This window comes from Actinomadura fulvescens (genome assembly GCF_039533225.1).
GTDB classification, from domain to species: Bacteria; Actinomycetota; Actinomycetes; order Streptosporangiales; family Streptosporangiaceae; genus Spirillospora; species Spirillospora fulvescens.
On record NZ_BAAATD010000009.1, the window covers coordinates 415,875 to 432,088 of the forward strand.

The 16,214-nt window shown below is 71.7% G+C and carries 14 protein-coding genes; 8 read left to right on the plus strand and 6 right to left on the minus strand.

Translation table 11 applies throughout. The features are described from left to right. The first annotated feature begins 621 nt into the window (after positions 1–621). The gene (locus ABD333_RS31825) at positions 622–1,083 is read left to right on the plus strand and encodes a SixA phosphatase family protein (RefSeq protein ID WP_344546226.1); all 462 of its coding nucleotides are present in this window, start codon (positions 622–624) and stop codon (positions 1,081–1,083) included. Between the two features lies 1 nt (position 1,084). Here the strand turns inward: ABD333_RS31825 and ABD333_RS31830 are convergent, their stop codons facing one another. The 5 genes from ABD333_RS31830 to ABD333_RS31850 form a co-directional block, all read right to left on the minus strand. After that, positions 1,085–3,376: an FUSC family protein gene (locus ABD333_RS31830; RefSeq protein ID WP_344546227.1), complete on the minus strand. Its 2,292-nt coding sequence runs from the start codon at positions 3,374–3,376 to the stop codon at positions 1,085–1,087. 75 nt (positions 3,377–3,451) lie between these two features. Further along, complete coding sequence (gene serB / locus ABD333_RS31835) at positions 3,452–4,663, minus strand: phosphoserine phosphatase SerB (RefSeq protein WP_344546228.1); 1,212 nt, start codon at positions 4,661–4,663, stop codon at positions 3,452–3,454. 81 nt (positions 4,664–4,744) lie between these two features. After that, positions 4,745–5,830, minus strand: coding sequence for an S-adenosylmethionine:tRNA ribosyltransferase-isomerase (locus ABD333_RS31840; RefSeq protein WP_344546229.1), 1,086 nt, complete (start codon positions 5,828–5,830; stop codon positions 4,745–4,747). Between the two features lie 17 nt (positions 5,831–5,847). Further along, positions 5,848–7,359: an MFS transporter gene (locus tag ABD333_RS31845; RefSeq protein ID WP_344546230.1), complete on the minus strand. Its 1,512-nt coding sequence runs from the start codon at positions 7,357–7,359 to the stop codon at positions 5,848–5,850. Further along, positions 7,356–8,060, minus strand: a complete 705-nt coding sequence (locus ABD333_RS31850; protein ID WP_344546231.1) for an SDR family NAD(P)-dependent oxidoreductase — start codon at positions 8,058–8,060, stop codon at positions 7,356–7,358. The genes ABD333_RS31845 and ABD333_RS31850 overlap by 4 nt, the downstream gene beginning before the upstream one ends. A gap of 188 nt (positions 8,061–8,248) precedes the next feature. Between ABD333_RS31850 and ABD333_RS31855 the strand changes: the two genes are divergently transcribed. The 5 genes from ABD333_RS31855 (at position 8,249) to ABD333_RS31875 (ending at position 12,865) form a co-directional block, all read left to right on the plus strand. Further along, entirely contained in the window at positions 8,249–9,433 is a 1,185-nt protein-coding gene (locus ABD333_RS31855; RefSeq protein ID WP_344546232.1) for a GAF domain-containing sensor histidine kinase, read from the plus strand. Between the two features lie 34 nt (positions 9,434–9,467). After that, positions 9,468–10,103 carry a response regulator gene (locus ABD333_RS31860; protein ID WP_344546233.1) on the plus strand — a complete coding sequence of 212 codons (636 nt, stop codon included), beginning with the start codon at positions 9,468–9,470 and terminating at the stop codon, positions 10,101–10,103. A gap of 36 nt (positions 10,104–10,139) precedes the next feature. Next, a complete protein-coding gene (locus tag ABD333_RS31865) occupies positions 10,140–10,925 on the plus strand; it encodes a PP2C family protein-serine/threonine phosphatase (RefSeq protein WP_344546234.1) in 786 nt (261 codons plus the stop codon). A 732-nt stretch (positions 10,926–11,657) separates the two neighbouring features. Further along, positions 11,658–12,050 carry a DUF2752 domain-containing protein gene (locus ABD333_RS31870; RefSeq protein ID WP_344546235.1) on the plus strand — a complete coding sequence of 131 codons (393 nt, stop codon included), beginning with the start codon at positions 11,658–11,660 and terminating at the stop codon, positions 12,048–12,050. Positions 12,051–12,139: 89 nt separating this feature from the next. Continuing rightward, the gene (locus tag ABD333_RS31875) at positions 12,140–12,865 is read left to right on the plus strand and encodes an RDD family protein (RefSeq protein ID WP_344546236.1); all 726 of its coding nucleotides are present in this window, start codon (positions 12,140–12,142) and stop codon (positions 12,863–12,865) included. 87 nt (positions 12,866–12,952) lie between these two features. Here ABD333_RS31875 and ABD333_RS31880 read toward each other — a convergent pair whose 3' ends face one another. Continuing rightward, on the minus strand, positions 12,953–13,753 hold the full coding sequence (locus tag ABD333_RS31880; RefSeq protein WP_344546237.1) for a hypothetical protein: 801 nt from the start codon (positions 13,751–13,753) through the stop codon (positions 12,953–12,955). Between the two features lie 278 nt (positions 13,754–14,031). Here ABD333_RS31880 and ABD333_RS31885 point away from each other — a divergent pair, with 278 nt between their 5' ends. Continuing rightward, complete coding sequence (locus ABD333_RS31885; RefSeq protein WP_344546238.1) at positions 14,032–14,820, plus strand: ABC transporter ATP-binding protein; 789 nt, start codon at positions 14,032–14,034, stop codon at positions 14,818–14,820. Between the two features lie 53 nt (positions 14,821–14,873). Further along, positions 14,874–15,914, plus strand: coding sequence for an SPFH domain-containing protein (locus ABD333_RS31890; protein ID WP_344546239.1), 1,041 nt, complete (start codon positions 14,874–14,876; stop codon positions 15,912–15,914). Positions 15,915–16,214: the final 300 nt, after the last annotated feature.

The window sequence follows — 16,214 nt, forward strand, 5'->3', positions numbered from 1 at the left end:
CTCGTGCCCAGTCGAGGCCAGGCACCAGCCGTGCCCGGCCGAGGTTAGGCATCGGTCGTGCCTGGCCGGGGTTGGGCATCGCTCCTGCCCGGCCGGGGTTGGGCATCGGTTGTGCCTGGCCGGGGCTGGGCATCGGTTGTGCCTGGCCGGGGTTGGGCATCGGTTGTGCCCGGCCGGGGTTGGGCATCGGTCGTGCCTGGCCGAGGCTGGGCATCGGTTGTGCTGTGCCTGGCCGAGGCTGGGCCTCGCTCCTGCCCGGCCGGGGCTAGGCATCGGTCGTGCTCAGCCGGGGTTGGGCATCGCTTGTGCTCGGCCGGGGCTAGGCATCGGTCGTGCCCGGCCTAGGCCAGGTACCAGCCGTGTCCAGCCGGGGGTTGGTGGCGGATTGGTAGATGCGCGGGTGTTGGGCTGCGGTGAGGCGTCGGTGGCGGTTGCTGTGGCGCTCGTGGCGGGACGGTTGGGATTTCAGGACGGGAGGCGTGGCGATGAGCGACGGGAAGCAGACGATGTCGGGGCCTAAGGGGTTCGCCATTGTGATTGGCGGGATGCTCGGGATCATGCTGGTTCTGTGGGGGATCGGCGTGATGGTCGCTCCCTGAACGCGCGGCTAGGGTTGCGGCTATGCCGACGCTCATCGTGCTACGCCACGCCAAGGCCGTCGCCGGTCTCGGGCTCGCCGACATCGACCGCCCGCTCAACGACCGCGGCCGGCGTGACGCCGCGGCGACCGGTGAGTGGCTGCGAGCGAACGATCTGGTGCCCGACCGGGTGCTGTGTTCCACGGCCGTGCGTACCCGGGAGACCCTCGAAGGGCTCGCGTTCCAGGCCGAGGTGAGCTTCGAGGCACGGATCTACGACAACGACCCCGAGACGCTGGCGTCCCTCGTTCGTGAGACGGACGAGGACGTACGGGCACTGCTGCTCATCGGGCACAACCCCTCGGTGCACCAGCTCGTGCACGACCTCACCGGTGACGCCCCGGACGCCTTCCCGACGTGCGCGCTCGCCGTCATCGAGTTCACCGCGTCCTGGGCCGAGGCATGGCGGGGCACGCTCACGGTGACCCGTACGCCCAAGGGCTGAACTACCGCGCGGAGGTGTCCGCCACTGGCTGGCCCGGGCGGCTGGCGTCCAGGGCCGAGTCGATCAGCTCGGTGGCGTCGCCGCGGAGGGAGCGGAGCGTGTAGCGGACGCCGGAGAGCTGCATCAGCGCCTGGCGCAGCGGGGTGAACACGTCGCGTTCCACGCCCTCCTCGATCTCCGCGCGCCGCCGGCGTGTGACCCTGGAGAGATACCGGTCGAGGTCGGCGAACTCCTGGTCGAGGCGCTGATCGGGGCCGGAGCGGCCGTCCTCCGGGTCCGATCCGGGCGGGTCGTCCAGCGTGGCGGCGGCCTCCTCCAGATGGTCGGCGACGCGGTTCAGGATCTCGGGGACGGGACCGCTGTCGATCTCCGGCTCGTGGGGCACCTGGGACACCGCGATGAGCTGGTCGCGCACCCGGGCGGCGGCTCCTGCCGCGGCCCGGAGGCAGGCGATGCGCTCGGCGTCGGGCACCCGTTCCTTGGCGAGGCGGTTGCGTGCCTCGGTGACGGCCTCGGTGGCCTGCTCGGCCGCCGTGATCTTGTCGTGCGGAAGGCGTTCGTGCTCGTCCTCCACCACCGCGGCCGTCGCCCGTACGAGATCGGCGTGAACGCTCAGGAGATGCTCAAGCTGCACGGGCAGGCGTTCGGCATAGCCCGTGGGCCACAGCACGCGGATCGCCAGCACGGCCAGAACCGCCCCCGCGAACGTCAGGCCGATCCGTTCCCCCGCGGCGGTCCAGTCCGACGGGGCGGAGAAGTCCATCAGCATCATGGCCAGCGGCGTCCCGAACATCGCCCAGTGGGTGAAGTTGACCGAGCGCAGGGTGAACGCGACCAGCCCGAACGCGAAGAGCACCGCCGTGGCCGCGATCTGCCCCGGCGTCAGGGCCAGGAGCACGGCGGCGATCGCGCAGCCGACCGCGGTGCCGCCCACCCGCTGCACGAGGTGTTCGACGGTGTCGTTGTACGTGCCGCGCATGCTGGTCATGACGGTGATCGTCATCCAGTGACCGTGCGGCAGCTTGAGCGCCGCGGCGAGCGCCATCGCGACCGCGACCGCGACGCTGACCCGCATGATCTGCCGGAACGTGGGGGAACGGGTCCGTACGGCCGTACCGGCACGGCTCCAGACCGAGGCGGCGTCCGGGGCGCCGATCGACCGGGGCGGGCCGAGCCTCATCCGCAGGCCGCCCGCGATGACGCGGCGGGCGGACTCCATGCTGGAGGCGATCCGTTCGATCGAACGGCAGATCTGGCCGATCAGCGCGGCGGACACCAGGTCGTCGTCGCCCGCCAGACCGGCTCGCCGGATCGCCTCGCTCTGCCTGCCCAGGCGGCGGATGGCCGCGGACTCGACGCTGCCGAGCGGCGTCTGGCCGGTCGACTCGGTCGCCTCCGCCAGGAGACGCAACCGCGCCGCGAGGGCCGTGATCGCGACATGTACCTCCATCTCCCAGTCACGTTCGGGCGGCCGCCGCCGCGCCGCCTCCACGAGCGCCCGCAACGCCACGGTCTCCTGCATGATCCGGGCGAGTACCTCGATCAGCCGTTCGGGACGGGTCGGTTCCTTCTGGCCGCCGCGCCCCGCACGGTAGAGGCCGTACGTCGTGCGCGCCGCCGTCAGGGCACGGGCGGCGGCCCTGCGGCGTTCCTCCCAGTCCGGCTTGCGCGCCACCGCGGCGAGACCGGGATTGGTGAGGTCGACGGCGTTCAGGGCGCTGGCGTCCGGGGCGCCGACGTCCTCCGCGACCGCGTCGAGCGCCTCGGCCACCGCGTCGATGGCCTCCGAGAGCGCCGTGCGCAGCGGTCGCAGCCGCCGGGCGGGCCACGGCAGGAGCAGCAGGACGCACACCAGCACTCCGCCGAGCAACTCCAGGAACCCGTTGAACGTCACGTCCTCCGCGCGCGGCCGGACCGCCGTCAGCAGCACCGCCAGCCCTGCGGTCGGCCCGATCCAGCCGACGGCGCTCCCCAGGGCCACGATCGGCGGTACGACGGCGACGGCCAGCCAGGTGTGCCCGCTCAGGTAGCCGCCGATGGTCGCACCGGTCGCGACCACGATCGTGGCGGCGGCGAGGTTGCGGGCTCGCGCCCCGTACGGCCCCTCCGGCGCCCGCAGCGTCACGAGATAGGCCCCGAGCGCGATCACCGAACCCTGGGCGGCGTGGCCCGTCAGCGAACCGACGAGGAGCGGTATGGCCATCGCCAGCGACGACGCGACCCCGTAGAAGGGCGCCGCCCGGCCCTCGATCTTGGCGTACGCCTCGCGCGCCCCCCGCAGCACGGTGTCCACCCCCCGATCACGATGTACCCGCGATCTCCGTCTCCGATCACGAACGCTCGGTGTGGAGGGGCGGCGGCGGGTGGGTCAGGCGGGGTAGGACGTGGCGTCGGCGGCGTCGGCGGCCTCGACCTCCTCGCGGGAGATGCCCAGGAGGAAGAGGATCGTGTCGAGGTACGGGACGTTGACGGCGGTGTCGGCGGCCTCGCGTACGACGGGCTTGGCGTTGTAGGCGATGCCGAGCCCGGCTGCCTGGAGCATGTCGAGGTCGTTGGCGCCGTCACCGATCGCGACCGTCTGGTTGATCGGGATGCCGGCCTCGCGGGCGAACTCGGTGAGGGCCGCGGCCTTGCCGGCGCGGTCGATCACGGGGCCGACGACGCGGCCGGTGAGCTTGCCGTTGTCGATCTCAAGGGTGTTGGCGGCCGAGTAGTCGATGCCGAGATCAGCCACGAGGGCATCGGTGACCTGCGTGAACCCGCCGCTCACGATCGCGAACTTGTAGTCGAGCCGCTTGAGCGTCCGTACCATCGTGCGGGCGCCGGCTGCCAGCTCGACCCGGTCGCGCACGGAGTCGATCGCGGAGGCGTCGAGCCCGGCGAGGAGCGCGACCCGCTCTCGCAGGGAACCCTCGAAGTCCAGCTCGCCGCGCATGGCGGCCTCGGTGACCTTGGCGACCTCGTCCAGGCAGCCCGCGTGCTCGGCGAGCAGCTCGATGACCTCGCCCTGGATGAGGGTCGAGTCGACGTCCATGACGACGAGCCGCTTGGCGCGGCGGTGCAGCCCGCCGTGCTGGACGGCCACGTCCACCTGCTGCTCGGCGGCCTCGATGGCCAGACCGGCGCGCAGGGCCTCCGGGTCGGCGCCCGAGACGTCCATCTCGATGCACGTGACCGGGTAGTGCGCGAGCCGTTCGATGCGGTCGATGTTGGCGCCGTTGGCGGCGATGCGGCCCGCGATCCCGGCCATGGCGGCGGGCTTCAGCGGGGCGCCGAGCACGGTGACGTGCAGGCGGCCGCGGCGGCGGGGCACGCCCTTGCTCTTGCCGGTGGAGAGTTCGATCTCCATTTCGAGATCGTTCGCGACCCGTTCAGCCGCCGTCCACACCTGGCCGATGTCGGCGCCGTCCTCGTAGGCGATCAGAACGCCCAGGACGAGCCGTCCGCGGATCACGACCTGCTCCACGTCGGCGACCGTCACCGGGAAGCCCGCGAGCGTGCTGAACAGCCGCGATGTCACCCCGGGGCGGTCGCGGCCGGTGAGCGTGATGAGCAGAGTTCGCTGTTCTGTCCCGTCCATGCTGGTCACCACGGTACCGGCCGTGGGCGAACGGACGCGCACGCCGTCCAGCATCCGGACAGGCGGGCGCGACCGCCGGCGTCACCGCGGAAGAAGAAGGTTGAGGTCCCCGAATTCATGCCACAAGTACGACTCGTCGAGGGCGGCCTGATAGGTGCTCTTGAGAAGGTCGTGGCCGGCGATGGCGGTGAGCATCATCAGGTGCGAGGACTTCGGCTCGTGGAGGCCGGTGAGCAGGCCGTCGATCACCCGCACGCCGCGTTCGGGGGTGATGACGTGCTCGGTCCAGCCGCTGGAGGCGCGGACGAGGCCCGTGGGGTCGGCGGCGGTCTCCAGGGCGCGCACGGCCGTCGTGCCGACCGCGATGACGTCGCCGCCACCGGCGCGGACGTGGTTGACGAGGCCGGCGGTCTGCTCGGGCACCTCGTACCGCTCGGCGTACGGGGGTTCGTGCGCCTCGGGTGAGGCCACGCCGGTGTGCAGGGTGATCGGCGCGAGCACGACGCCGCGCGACACGAGACGGGTCACGAGCTCCGGCGTGAACGGCCTCGCCGCGCTGGGCATCTCCGCGCTGCCGGTGCTCCGGTCGTGGGCGAACGTGGTCTGGTAGGCGGCGGTGGGCCAGTCGCGGCGCACGTACCCGTACCGGATCGGCACGCCGTGGAGCCGCAGGTACGGGACCACGTCGGCGCTGAGGCGGGCCACCCACAGGCGCTCCGTCCGCCGCCCGATGAGCGTCAGGGTCGCGCCGCCGGGCATCGGGATCCACTCGCCGGGCGAGCCGCCGAGGTACGGGACGCTCGCCTTGCCGGTACGGCGCCGCAACTCCACCAGCCAGAGCCGGTCGTCGACGTCTTGAGCGGCTGTGGCGAGCTCCGGCGTGGCCGCCTGGGCGGGGCCGGGCACGGGGGTGGGCACGGGGGTCGAGAAATGGACCGCGATCTTGTCCAGGCGTACGGCCGCGGGGAGGGTGGCGGAGGTGTTGACCACCAGCAGGTCGCCGGGGCGCAGCAGGTCCGGCAGGTCGCGGAACTCGTGGTGGCTCACCTCGCCGCCGGCCCGCCGGCCCACCAGGAGCCGGACGCCGTCGCGGGTCCTGCCGCGGGCCTCCGGGGGTTCGTGGGCTTCGAGGGCGGGCGGGAGCGTGAACTCCAGTGTCTCGATCATGTGCTGTCTCCTTGGACTCAGGACCGCCCGGCTTCCAGCCGGAACGCGGCGACGACGGCCAGTGCGGCGATCGCGGTGAAGAGGACACCGGCGACGATCAGGCCCTGTTCGAGGTGGTCGGTACCGAATCCGGTGACCAGGGCGCCCGCCAGGCCCACCACGACGGAGGAGCCGAGGGTGTCGCTGATCTGGAGGGCGGAGGAGTTGACGCCCTGCTCCTCCTCGGCCGACTGGTCGAGCATGAGCACGCTGAGACTGCTGATCGCGAAGCCCATGCCGAAGCCGCCGATGGTCCACGCGGGCGCCGACCACCAGCCCGAGAGCTGCAGGGTCACCGTCACCGCGACCACGCCGACGGTCACGAACACCGCGCCCAGGAGGACGAACAGCGTCTGCGGGCGCTTGGAACGTCCCTGGATCTGGGAGGCCGCCGACCAGCCGAGGGCCGCGACGGTGAGCACGATCCCCGCCTGGGTGGGGCTGAAGCCGTGCAGCGAGGTGAGGGCGAGGGGGATGAAGACGTCCGTGCCGAAGAACGCGCCTGCCAGCAGTCCGCGAGCCACGATGACGCTGGGTAGGCCGCGCCGCATCCGAAGCGTTCCGGCGGGGAAAAGTCTCGGCAGCCCGTACGCGAGTCCGGCCAGGCCGATGACCGCGGCCGGGACCAGCACCAGGCCCGGGTTGTCCAGCCCGTACAGCAGCAGGCCGGCGCCGGCCGCAACCGCGACGGCGGCCAGGTAGCGGGTCGCGCCGACGCGGCGTGCCGGTGCGTGCTCGGCGGGCTTCAGCTCGCGGAACGCGGGGATCAGCATGACCGCTGCCGGGATCACCAGCGGGATCAGTCCCAGGAACACCCAGCGCCAGCCGAGGTGCTCGGCCACCACGCCGCCGACCGCCGGGCCGATCAGCGACGGCAGCACCCAGGCGGCGGCCAGCGCGGCGAACACCCTCGGCCGCAGCGACTCGGGATACACCCGGGCGATCAGCACGTAGCTCGCGACCATCGCGACGCCCGTGCCGAGGCCCTGGACGGCGCGGCCGAGGACGAAGATCGCCATGGTCGGGGCGACCCCGGCGATCACCAGCCCGGCGACGAACGTGGCGAGCCCGATCAGCAGGGGCTTCGCGGGCCCCGAACGGTCGATCCAGCCGCCCGCGAGCACCGTGGCGAGAAGGCTCGCGATCAGGGTTCCGCTGAAGCCCCACGCGTACAGCGACAGCCCGTTCAGATCCCGCGCCGTCACCGGCATCACCGTGCCGACCGCCATGGCCTCGAAGGCCAGGAGCGTCACGGTCAGCACGATGCCGAGCGTGGGAGTGCGGTAGCGGCCGCTCAGCAGGTTCTCGCCCCGCACCCGCTTGCGCGGAGGCTGAGCGCCCGCGCCCGCAGCGCTCGGCTGCGCCGTGCTTGTGGCGCTGGGCTGCGCCGCGTCCGCTGTGGTGGTCGCGCCCGTGGTGGTGGGCTGGGGCAGATCGTTGTCGAGCTGGTCGACGTAGGCGGGGGATTCGGGGTCTGCCGCCGTGGTCATCGTGCGCCTGCCAGGTCGGCGGCCTGGTAGCGGCCGTTGGGGAAGCGTTCGGTGACGAGATGCCGGAGGGCGGCGGCGGGCTCTTCGGGAGGGGGCGCCGCGTCCACGTCCTCGCCCGCCGCCCTGAGCATCTCTGTGCGCATCTCGCCGGGGTCGACCCACCAGACCGCCACGTCGGGCTCCTCCGCGGCGAGGACGTTGGAGATCTGTTCCAGGGCCGCCTTGGTGGAGCCGTAGCCGCCCCACGTCTCGTACGGCTCGCGCGAGGCGTCCGACGTGATGTTGAGGATCGCGCCGCCTCGTTCACGCAATGCGGGCAGCAGCGCCTGGACCAGCGCGAGCGGCGCCAGCGTGTTGATCCGGAACGCCTCGGCCAGGTCGTCGAGCGGCTGCTCGGCGAGGCGTGGCAGCGGCGTCGTGCCGAGCGTGCCCGCGTTGTTGACGAGCAGGTCGAGCCCGCCCGCCTCGGTGACCGCCTGGACGAGCCGGGCGCGGTGCTCCGGGTCGGCCACGTCGCCCGCGATCGCGGCGACGGTGACGGTGGGGTCGACCTCGGCGGTGAGTTCCTTCGCGACGGCTTCGAGTGCCTCGGCGCCGCGGGCGTTCACGATGAGGTTCCAGCCGTCCCGGCCGAGCTCCCGGGCGAGAGCCCGCCCCAGCCCGCGGGAGGCGCCGGTGATGAGTGCCGTCTTCTGCGTCATGCCTCGACGCTAGAAATCCCGGCTCCCGACGGCATCGGCCGACCGGTCCCGCGCCTTCTCGTCTTATAGGCCTAGGACCTTCGGCACCATGTAAGGCCCGGGGCTGATTCGGGAGGAGGCGCCCAGAGAGTACGGTCTTCACATGCGGGCAGGGAAGGGCTCCGGCGGCACGATCGGAAGCGGGTGAGATGAACGTCGACGAGCGCGGCTGCGGCGATCCGGGGGCGACCCTGCACGCCGTCAGCTCCGCCGTGCTCGCCGTGACCCGGCACCTGTCGGTGCACGAGGTGCTCCAGGTGATCGTACGCGCCGCGGCGCAGCTCCTGGACGCGCGCTACGCCGCCCTCGGGGTGCCGGACGAGGAGGGCTCGTTCGCCGAGTTCGTGGTCGAGGGCGTCTCCGAGGAGGAGTGGGAGGCCATCGGGCCCCTGCCCCGCCAGCACGGCATGCTTGCCGCGATGTTGCGCGACAACGAGCCCAAGCGGCTGAGCGACATCCGGCGGGAGCGGGAGTTCGAGGGCTGGCCGTCGGCGCATCCCGTCCTCAAGGACTTCCTGGGCGTGCCGATCCAGGACGGCGAGAACGTGCTCGGCATCATCTTCCTCGCCAACAAGCAGAACGTTCCCAAGGGCGAGGGCTTCAGCGAGTCCGACGAGGACCTCCTCACGCTCTTCGCCGCGCACGCCGCCATCGCCATGACCAATGCCCGGCTCTACGAGCACAACCGTGAGCTCACCGTCGTGGCCGAACGCAACCGGCTCGCCCGCGAGCTGCACGACGCGGTGGCGCAGAAGCTGTTCTCGCTGCGGCTCACGGCCAAGGCCGCCGCCGCGCTCGCCGACCGCGACCCCGCCCGTACGGTCGCGGAGCTCGGACAGGTGGAACGGCTCGCCGCCGAGGCGCTCGCCGAGCTCCGTGCCGTGATCTTCGAGCTCCGGCCGGCCGACCTCGCCGACGGCCTGGTCGCCTCGCTGCGCAAGCACGTCGAGGTGCTCGACCGCGCGTACGACACCGCCGTACGGTTCGCTGGGGACGGCGCCGTCGCGCTGCCCGAAGACCAGGAGGCCGCGCTGTTCCGGATCGCCCAGGAGGCCCTCTACAACGCCCTGCGCCACTCGGGTGCGGGCGTCGTCGAGGTACGGCTGCACAACGACGACGACCGGATCGTGCTGGAGGTGGCCGACGACGGCGCGGGCTTCGACCCCGCGGCGCTGAACGGCGGCGCCCGCGAGAACGTCTGGCCCACCGAGCCGCCGCCGGGCGGGCTCGGCCTGGCGTCCATGCGCGACCGGGCACGTTCGATCGGCGGCGTCCTGGCGATCGACGCGGCCCCGGGCGCGGGCACGGTCGTCCGGCTGGAGGTACCCGCATGACCAGGGCCTGCACGCTGAGTCCAGGGGAGACGCCGTGATCAGGGTACTGATCGCCGACGATCATCCGGTCGTGCGGCAGGGCCTGCGGACCTTCCTCGGAATCCAGGAGGACATCGAGGTGGTCGGCGAGGCGGAGGACGGCGTGTCCGCGGTGGCGCTGGCCGAATCGCTGGAGCCCGATATCGTGCTGATGGACCTCAAGATGCCCGGCGCCGACGGCCTGGCCGCGTTGACGGAGCTACGGGCTCGTGGGGTGGCGGCACGCGTTCTGGTCCTGACGAGCGTGACGGAACGCGGACACGTGCTGCCGGCTGTACAGGCAGGGGCGGCTGGGTACCTATACAAGGATGTCGATCCGCAGGCGCTGGTCCAGGCGATCAGGGCGGTGCACGACGGGCATGTCCTGTTCGCGCCCGACGCCGCCGAGGCGGTGGTGCGTGTGGACTCGGCGGCCGGAGACGACCGCGGCCTCGCCGCGCTGACCGAACGGGAACGGGAGGTGCTCGTGCAGATAGCACTGGGCAGATCCAACCGGGAGATCGGGCGTGCCCTCATGGTCTCCGAGAAGACGGTCAAGACACACGTCAGTAATCTGCTCATGAAGCTGGGAGTCCAGGATCGGACGCAGGCGGCGTTGTACGCCGTTCGAAACGGCCTGGCCGGCGACTGATACAACTCCCACGACAGGATCGTCATCGAAATCGGTATGAACGTAACAATCAGGTACGCAGCAGGCAGCGACATCGGGTGCAGCCGAGAGAACAACGAGGACTCGGGCTACGCCGGTGCACGGTTGATCGCGGTCGCCGACGGCATGGGCGGCTACGCGGGCGGCGAGGTCGCCAGTTCCACCGTCATCGGCTCGCTGCGCTCGCTGGACACCGATGTCCACAACGACGATCTTGTCGACATCCTGGGCCGGGCCGTGGCCGAGGCCAACGAGAAGTTGCGGATCGTGCGCGAGGAACGTCCCGACCTCAGCCGCATGGGCACCACGCTCACCGCGATGTACTGGTCCGGTGCCCGCGTCGCCCTCGCCCACATCGGCGACTCCCGCGGCTATCTCCTGCGTGACGGCGCGCTCTTCCAGATCACCCAGGACCACACGATGGACCAGTTGCTGAACGCCGAGGCGAGCGAGACCGGCCAGGTCGCCGATCCCGCCGAGACGTCCCGCCTCTCCCACGTGCTCTACCGCGTTCTGGACGGACGAGACGACCGCACGCCCGACCTCCGCCTCCGCGAGGCACGCCTGGGCGACCGTTACCTCCTGTGCTCCGACGGACTCAGCGGCCCCGTCGACGCCAACACCATCTACGAGGTGCTCCGCGCCGAAGCCGAGCCCGCCTGGGCCATCCAGCGCCTCATCCACCTGGCCCGCGAGGCCGGCGGCCCCGACAACATCACCGCCGTGATCGCCGACGTGGTCGAAGCCGACCAGGTCACCGAACCGTCCCAGCCCCAGACCGTAGGCGCCGCCGCCCAAGCCTGACCCGCCCACCGGCAACCAACCCGCTTCACACAGCCCGCCCCGAAGCCCAAAGCCCCAAAGCCCCAAAGCCAAGCCCTCACGGCCCAGCAGCCCCGGCCAAGACCCGTCGCAGCCCCGGCCCAGCCCCGGCCGAGCCCAGCCCAGCCCAGCCCCGGCCGAGCCCAGCCCAGCCCCAGCACAGCCAAGCCCCGGCCCAGCTCAGACCCGGCCCAGCCCCGGCCCAGCCCCAGCCCAGTCCAGCCCTGGCCAAGAGCCGTCGCAGCGCAATCGCGCGGACCGCCCGGCTGGGCTTGACGCATAGATCTGCCGAGGATCGCAGGGCTCGAAGACCATTCGGCGAAGTGCGGCTCGCCGGGGGCGAAACCGCGGGCGCACAGCCCGCAGAACGGACGCTCCCCAAGACCTCGCCCACGCCGGGGTGAATGCGGCACGGCCGAAGCGCGTCCGGAGGCGGGCGGGGGGAGGCCGTAGGCGGCTGAAGTGCGGTGTTACGTGGCGCTCATCGGCGGAAACGGGACTCATCCAGGTGATGGTTTGTCCTACGCTTACCAGCGAGGTCATGCCCTAACCGTTCAGGTAACGGTCCGATCGCGATGGTCGTCAGGGCTTGACCTACCTGGGGGTGAACCCGATATACGGGTCACTCGGATTTAAGTCATCGAGGCGGAGGATTCGTTGGGGGGAGCGCCCGGGGCGACCGTCGCCGGGGTACCGCAGGGTGCCTCGGGGACCATGGTCAGCCGGACCCTCACCGCTGCGCGGCACGGCCCTGTGGGTGTGATGCTGCGCGTCGCGGCCATGGCCACCGCGGCCATCGGCGCGGCGTGGATCCACCGTGTCAACGACCCCGGTGTGCTCTGTCCCCTGCGGGCGGTCACCGGCATTCCCTGTCCTTTGTGCGGCGGTACGACCGTGTTCATCGAGCTGGGTTCGGGCCAACCTGTCCGTGCCGTGCTGGCGAACCCGGTGGCTTTCGCCGGTGCGATCGTGCTCGCCTTCGCACCGTTGGGACTGGGAGGCCGGTGGTGGGCACTCCGACCGGGCATCCGTGCGTGGGTGCTCGGCACCGCCCTCGTGGGGTCGGAGCTGTGGCAGCTTGTCCGGCTCGGTCTCCTGCGGGTTTGAGGCCGTCTTCCCTCGTCGGCCAGACTTGCGGAGCCCTCCGGGTCCGGCGGGCGTCACAAAACCACAGGGTCAATCAATAAGGAGCAAGTGTGGGTAACCCCTACGACCCGTACGGGCAGCAGCAGCCGGGCTACGGCGGTCAGCAGCCCGGCTACGGTCAGCCCCCCGCCCAGCCCGGCTACGGTCAGCCCCCGGCTCAGCCTGGCTACGGCCAGCAGCCTCCGGCGCAGCCTGGTTACGGTCAGCCGCCTGCGCAGCCTGGTTATGGTCAGCCCCCGGCTCAGCCGGGCTATGGTCAGCCTCCGGCTCAGCCCGGTTACGGTCAGCCGCCCGCGCAGCAGCCCGGTTACGGCCAGCAGCCTGCCCCGTACCAGGAGGTGCACCACCACCACTACGGCCCGAACGGCCAGCTGGCCGAGTGGGGCTCGCGTGCGGGTGCGCTCATCATCGACTGGCTCGCGGTGGGCGCCGTGCCGGGCATCATCTACTTCATCGGCTACATCATGCTGTTGAACGGCTCGGGCGTCGGCGCGCTGCTGGCGTTCCTCGGCTTCATCGGCATCGTCGCCGGTGGTCTGTGGCTCACCTACCAGGAGGGCACGACCGGCCAGACGATCGGCAAGCGCCAGATGGGCATCCGCCTGGTGGGCGCCCAGACCGGGCAGCCGATCGGGTTCGGTATGGCGTTCCTTCGCCGTCTGGCCCACGCCGCCGACAGCCTCGCCTGCTACATCGGCTACCTGTGGCCGCTGTGGGACGAGCGCAAGCAGACCTTCGCCGACAAGATCTGCAACACGCTCGTCGTCCGCGGCTAGCACGACGCGCGGCCCGTTGCCCTGAACGACGGGCGTCGCGCTTGTGAACGGGGTGTTCCCTTATCCGGGAATGCCCCGTTCGCCATTTCAGGAGACGGGGTCGAAGGCGCTGTTGCAGGCCGCCACCAGGGCGCGGCGGATGGCGCCGTCGAGCAGGCGGAGGGCGTCGCCACGGCGGTGCGTCTGGTCGGCGGTCAGGCCATGGGCGTCGAGGCGCCGGGCCAGCTCGACGACGACGGCGAGGCGGCCGGCGAGGGCGGCGACGCGGTGCGCGCGCTGCGGGTAGCCGGGAGCGAGCGGATGATCGTTGCGGCCGGGATCGCGCAGGTCGGCCAGGGCGTCAGCGATCTCCGGCGGGATGCCGGCGATGTCGTCCACGGTCAGCAGCGCCTCGGTGGCGTCGCGCATGGCGAGCGTCAGCTGCCGGTCGGCCTCGGCCAGGGACGGCACGTCCGGCAGGCCGACGGCGGCGTCCTGGGCGTTCCACCGGACGCCGACGTACGACGAGCCTCGTCGGTCTTCGTTCGGGACCAGGCCGAGCGCGCGGCCCGGCAGCGAGACGATCACGGCGGCGTCGGCGTCGAGCGCGGCGCGGTTGAAGCCGGGCGGTCCGGTCAGCCCGAGCGGGTCGCCGGGTGCGGGCAGCGCCAGCCGGAACGCGGTCATGCCCGCCACCCGCAGGTCGGCCAGCCCGCGTCGCAGCGTTACCTCGCCCGCGAGCGCCGCGTGCGGCGGCTGTTCGGCGGGGGCCGGCACCGCGCCGAGGATCTGCGGTCCCGAGACGTCCTCGACGGCGTCCACGGCCTCGTCCAGCCCGACGTGACCCGCCAGCCAGGCGTTGCCCCAAGCGACCAGTGCGGTCGCGGTGTCCGCGCCGTTGTAGTTCATCCCACCCTCCGAACAGCGGCGTGCATGCAGACCACCATAAGCGTTGAAAATCGCGGCAGTGGTCGTGGAGCTCGCGGCCTCGCGGGGGACGGCGGCGTCTCCGGGCGTACGGCCGGCTCCATAGAAGGAAGGTACGACGAGGTCACGACATTCCCCGGGGTGGCGGGCAGGCCACACATCCCGAACCGATTCCTTTCCCGGCACGGAACCGGCGCTTCCCACTGGAAGTAGGCTGTGAACGGATCATTCGGCACGGCTGGACTGGGGACATGCACGCGATGGCCGGCGATGTACTTGAGCTCCGCGGAGTCGGAGTGAGGCGCGAGGGTGCGACCCTGTTGCGCGACGTTTCGTGGACGGTGAACGAGGACGAACGCTGGGTGATCATCGGTCCCAACGGCGCGGGCAAGACCACGCTGCTGCAGATCGCCGCCGCGCTGCTGCACCCGACCGAGGGCACGGCCGACATCCTCGGCGAACGGCTCGGCCGCACCGACGTGTTCGAGCTCCGGCCGCGCATCGGCATCGCGAGCGCCGCGGTCGCCGAGCGGGTGCCGACCGACGAGAAGGTCATCGACCTGGTGCTCACCGCCTCGTACGCGATCCTGGGCCGCTGGCAGGAGGAGTACGACTCGACCGACGTCACCCGCGCCGTCGAGTTGCTGGACGCGCTCGGGTGCGCCGACCTCATCCGGCGGACGTTCACGACCCTGTCCGAGGGCGAACGCAAGAGGGTGCAGATCGCCCGGGCCCTCATGCCCGACCCCGAACTGCTCCTGCTCGACGAGCCGGCGGCCGGGCTCGACCTCGGCGGCCGCGAGGACCTCGTACGCCGCATCGCCCATCTGGCGGACGACCCGGCCGCGCCCACCACCGTCATGGTCACCCACCACGTGGAAGAGGTCCCGGAGGGCTTCACGCACGCGCTGCTGCTGCGCGGCGGCGGCGTGGTCGCGCAGGGCAAGGTGGACGAGGTGTTCACCGCCGAGCACCTGACCGAGTGCTTCGGCGTTCCGCTGGGCGTGGAGCGGCAGAACGGCCGGTGGTACGCGCGCTCCCTCGGCTGAAACGGGAAAATTGACATCTGTCCCAAAAGGGGAAGCCGACTTACGATCCAGGAGTGACCCCCACGCTGATCCTGACCCTCGTCGTCATCGCGGTCGGCGCGCTGGTGCTCTACCGCTCCGTGCGGATCGTGCCGCAGGCGACGGCCGACATCATCGAGCGCTTCGGTCGTTACCACCGCACCCTCAACGCAGGGCTCAGCCTCGTGGTGCCGTTCGTGGACCAGGTCCGCAACCGCATCGACCTGCGCGAACAGGTCGTCCCCTTCGCCCCGCAGCCGGTGATCACCGCGGAGAACCTCGTGGTGAGCATCGACACGGTCATCTACTACCAGGTCACCGACACCAAGGCCGCCACGTACGAGGTCGCCAACTTCCTCACCGCGATCGAGCAGCTGACCGTCACGACCCTGCGCAACATCATCGGCGGCATGGACCTCGAACGCACCCTGACCTCCCGCGAGGAGATCAACACCGAGCTCCGCGGCGTGCTCGACGAGGCCACCGGCAGGTGGGGCATCCGGGTCAACCGGGTCGAGCTCAAGGCCGTCGACCCGCCGGACTCGATCAAAGAGGCGATGGAGAAGCAGATGCGCGCCGACCGCGACAAGCGCGCCTCGATCCTCACCGCCGAAGGCCAGAAGCAGTCCACCATCCTGACCGCCGAGGGTGAACGCACCTCCGCCGTCCTGCGCGCCCGCGGCCAGGCCGAGGCCGCCGTGCTGTCGGCCGAGGCCGACGCCAAGGCCCAGGCCGCCCGTGCCCGTGGCCAGGCCCAGGCCATCGCCACCGTCTTCAAGGCCATCCACGAGGGCAACCCGGACGAACGGCTGCTCGCCTACCAGTACCTGCAGACCCTTCCACGCATCGCCGAAGGCAACTCCAACAAGCTGTGGATCGTCCCCAGCGAAATGGGCAAGGCCCTGGAGGGCCTTGGCGGCTTCTTCGGCGCGGCGAAAGGCGACAACAACCGCGCCCCCGCCCCCGTCCCTGCCGCCCATCCCGAGCCCCCGGCCCCACTCGCGGCCGAACCGACCGACCTGGACGGCCCACCCCGCCCCCGCGACGAAGACGACTACCGCCCCTACACCCCCTAAATCCCCCCACCCACCGCCCTACGCCACGCACTGCGCCACGCCTGCGTCACGCCACGCCGCGTCCTTTGCCACGTCCTGCGCCACGCCACGCTGCGGCCCCTGCCACGTCCTGCGCCACGCCACGTCCTGCGCCACGCCACGTCCTGCGCCACGCCACGCACCGTTGTTCTGCGCCGCAGCGCGCCACCCACCGTCCTTCGCCGCGCCGCGCCGCGCCGCGCCGCGCCGCGTCCTGCGCCGCGCCGCGCCGCGTCCTGCGCCGCGCCGCGCACCGTCCTGCACCGCGCACTGTCATTCGCC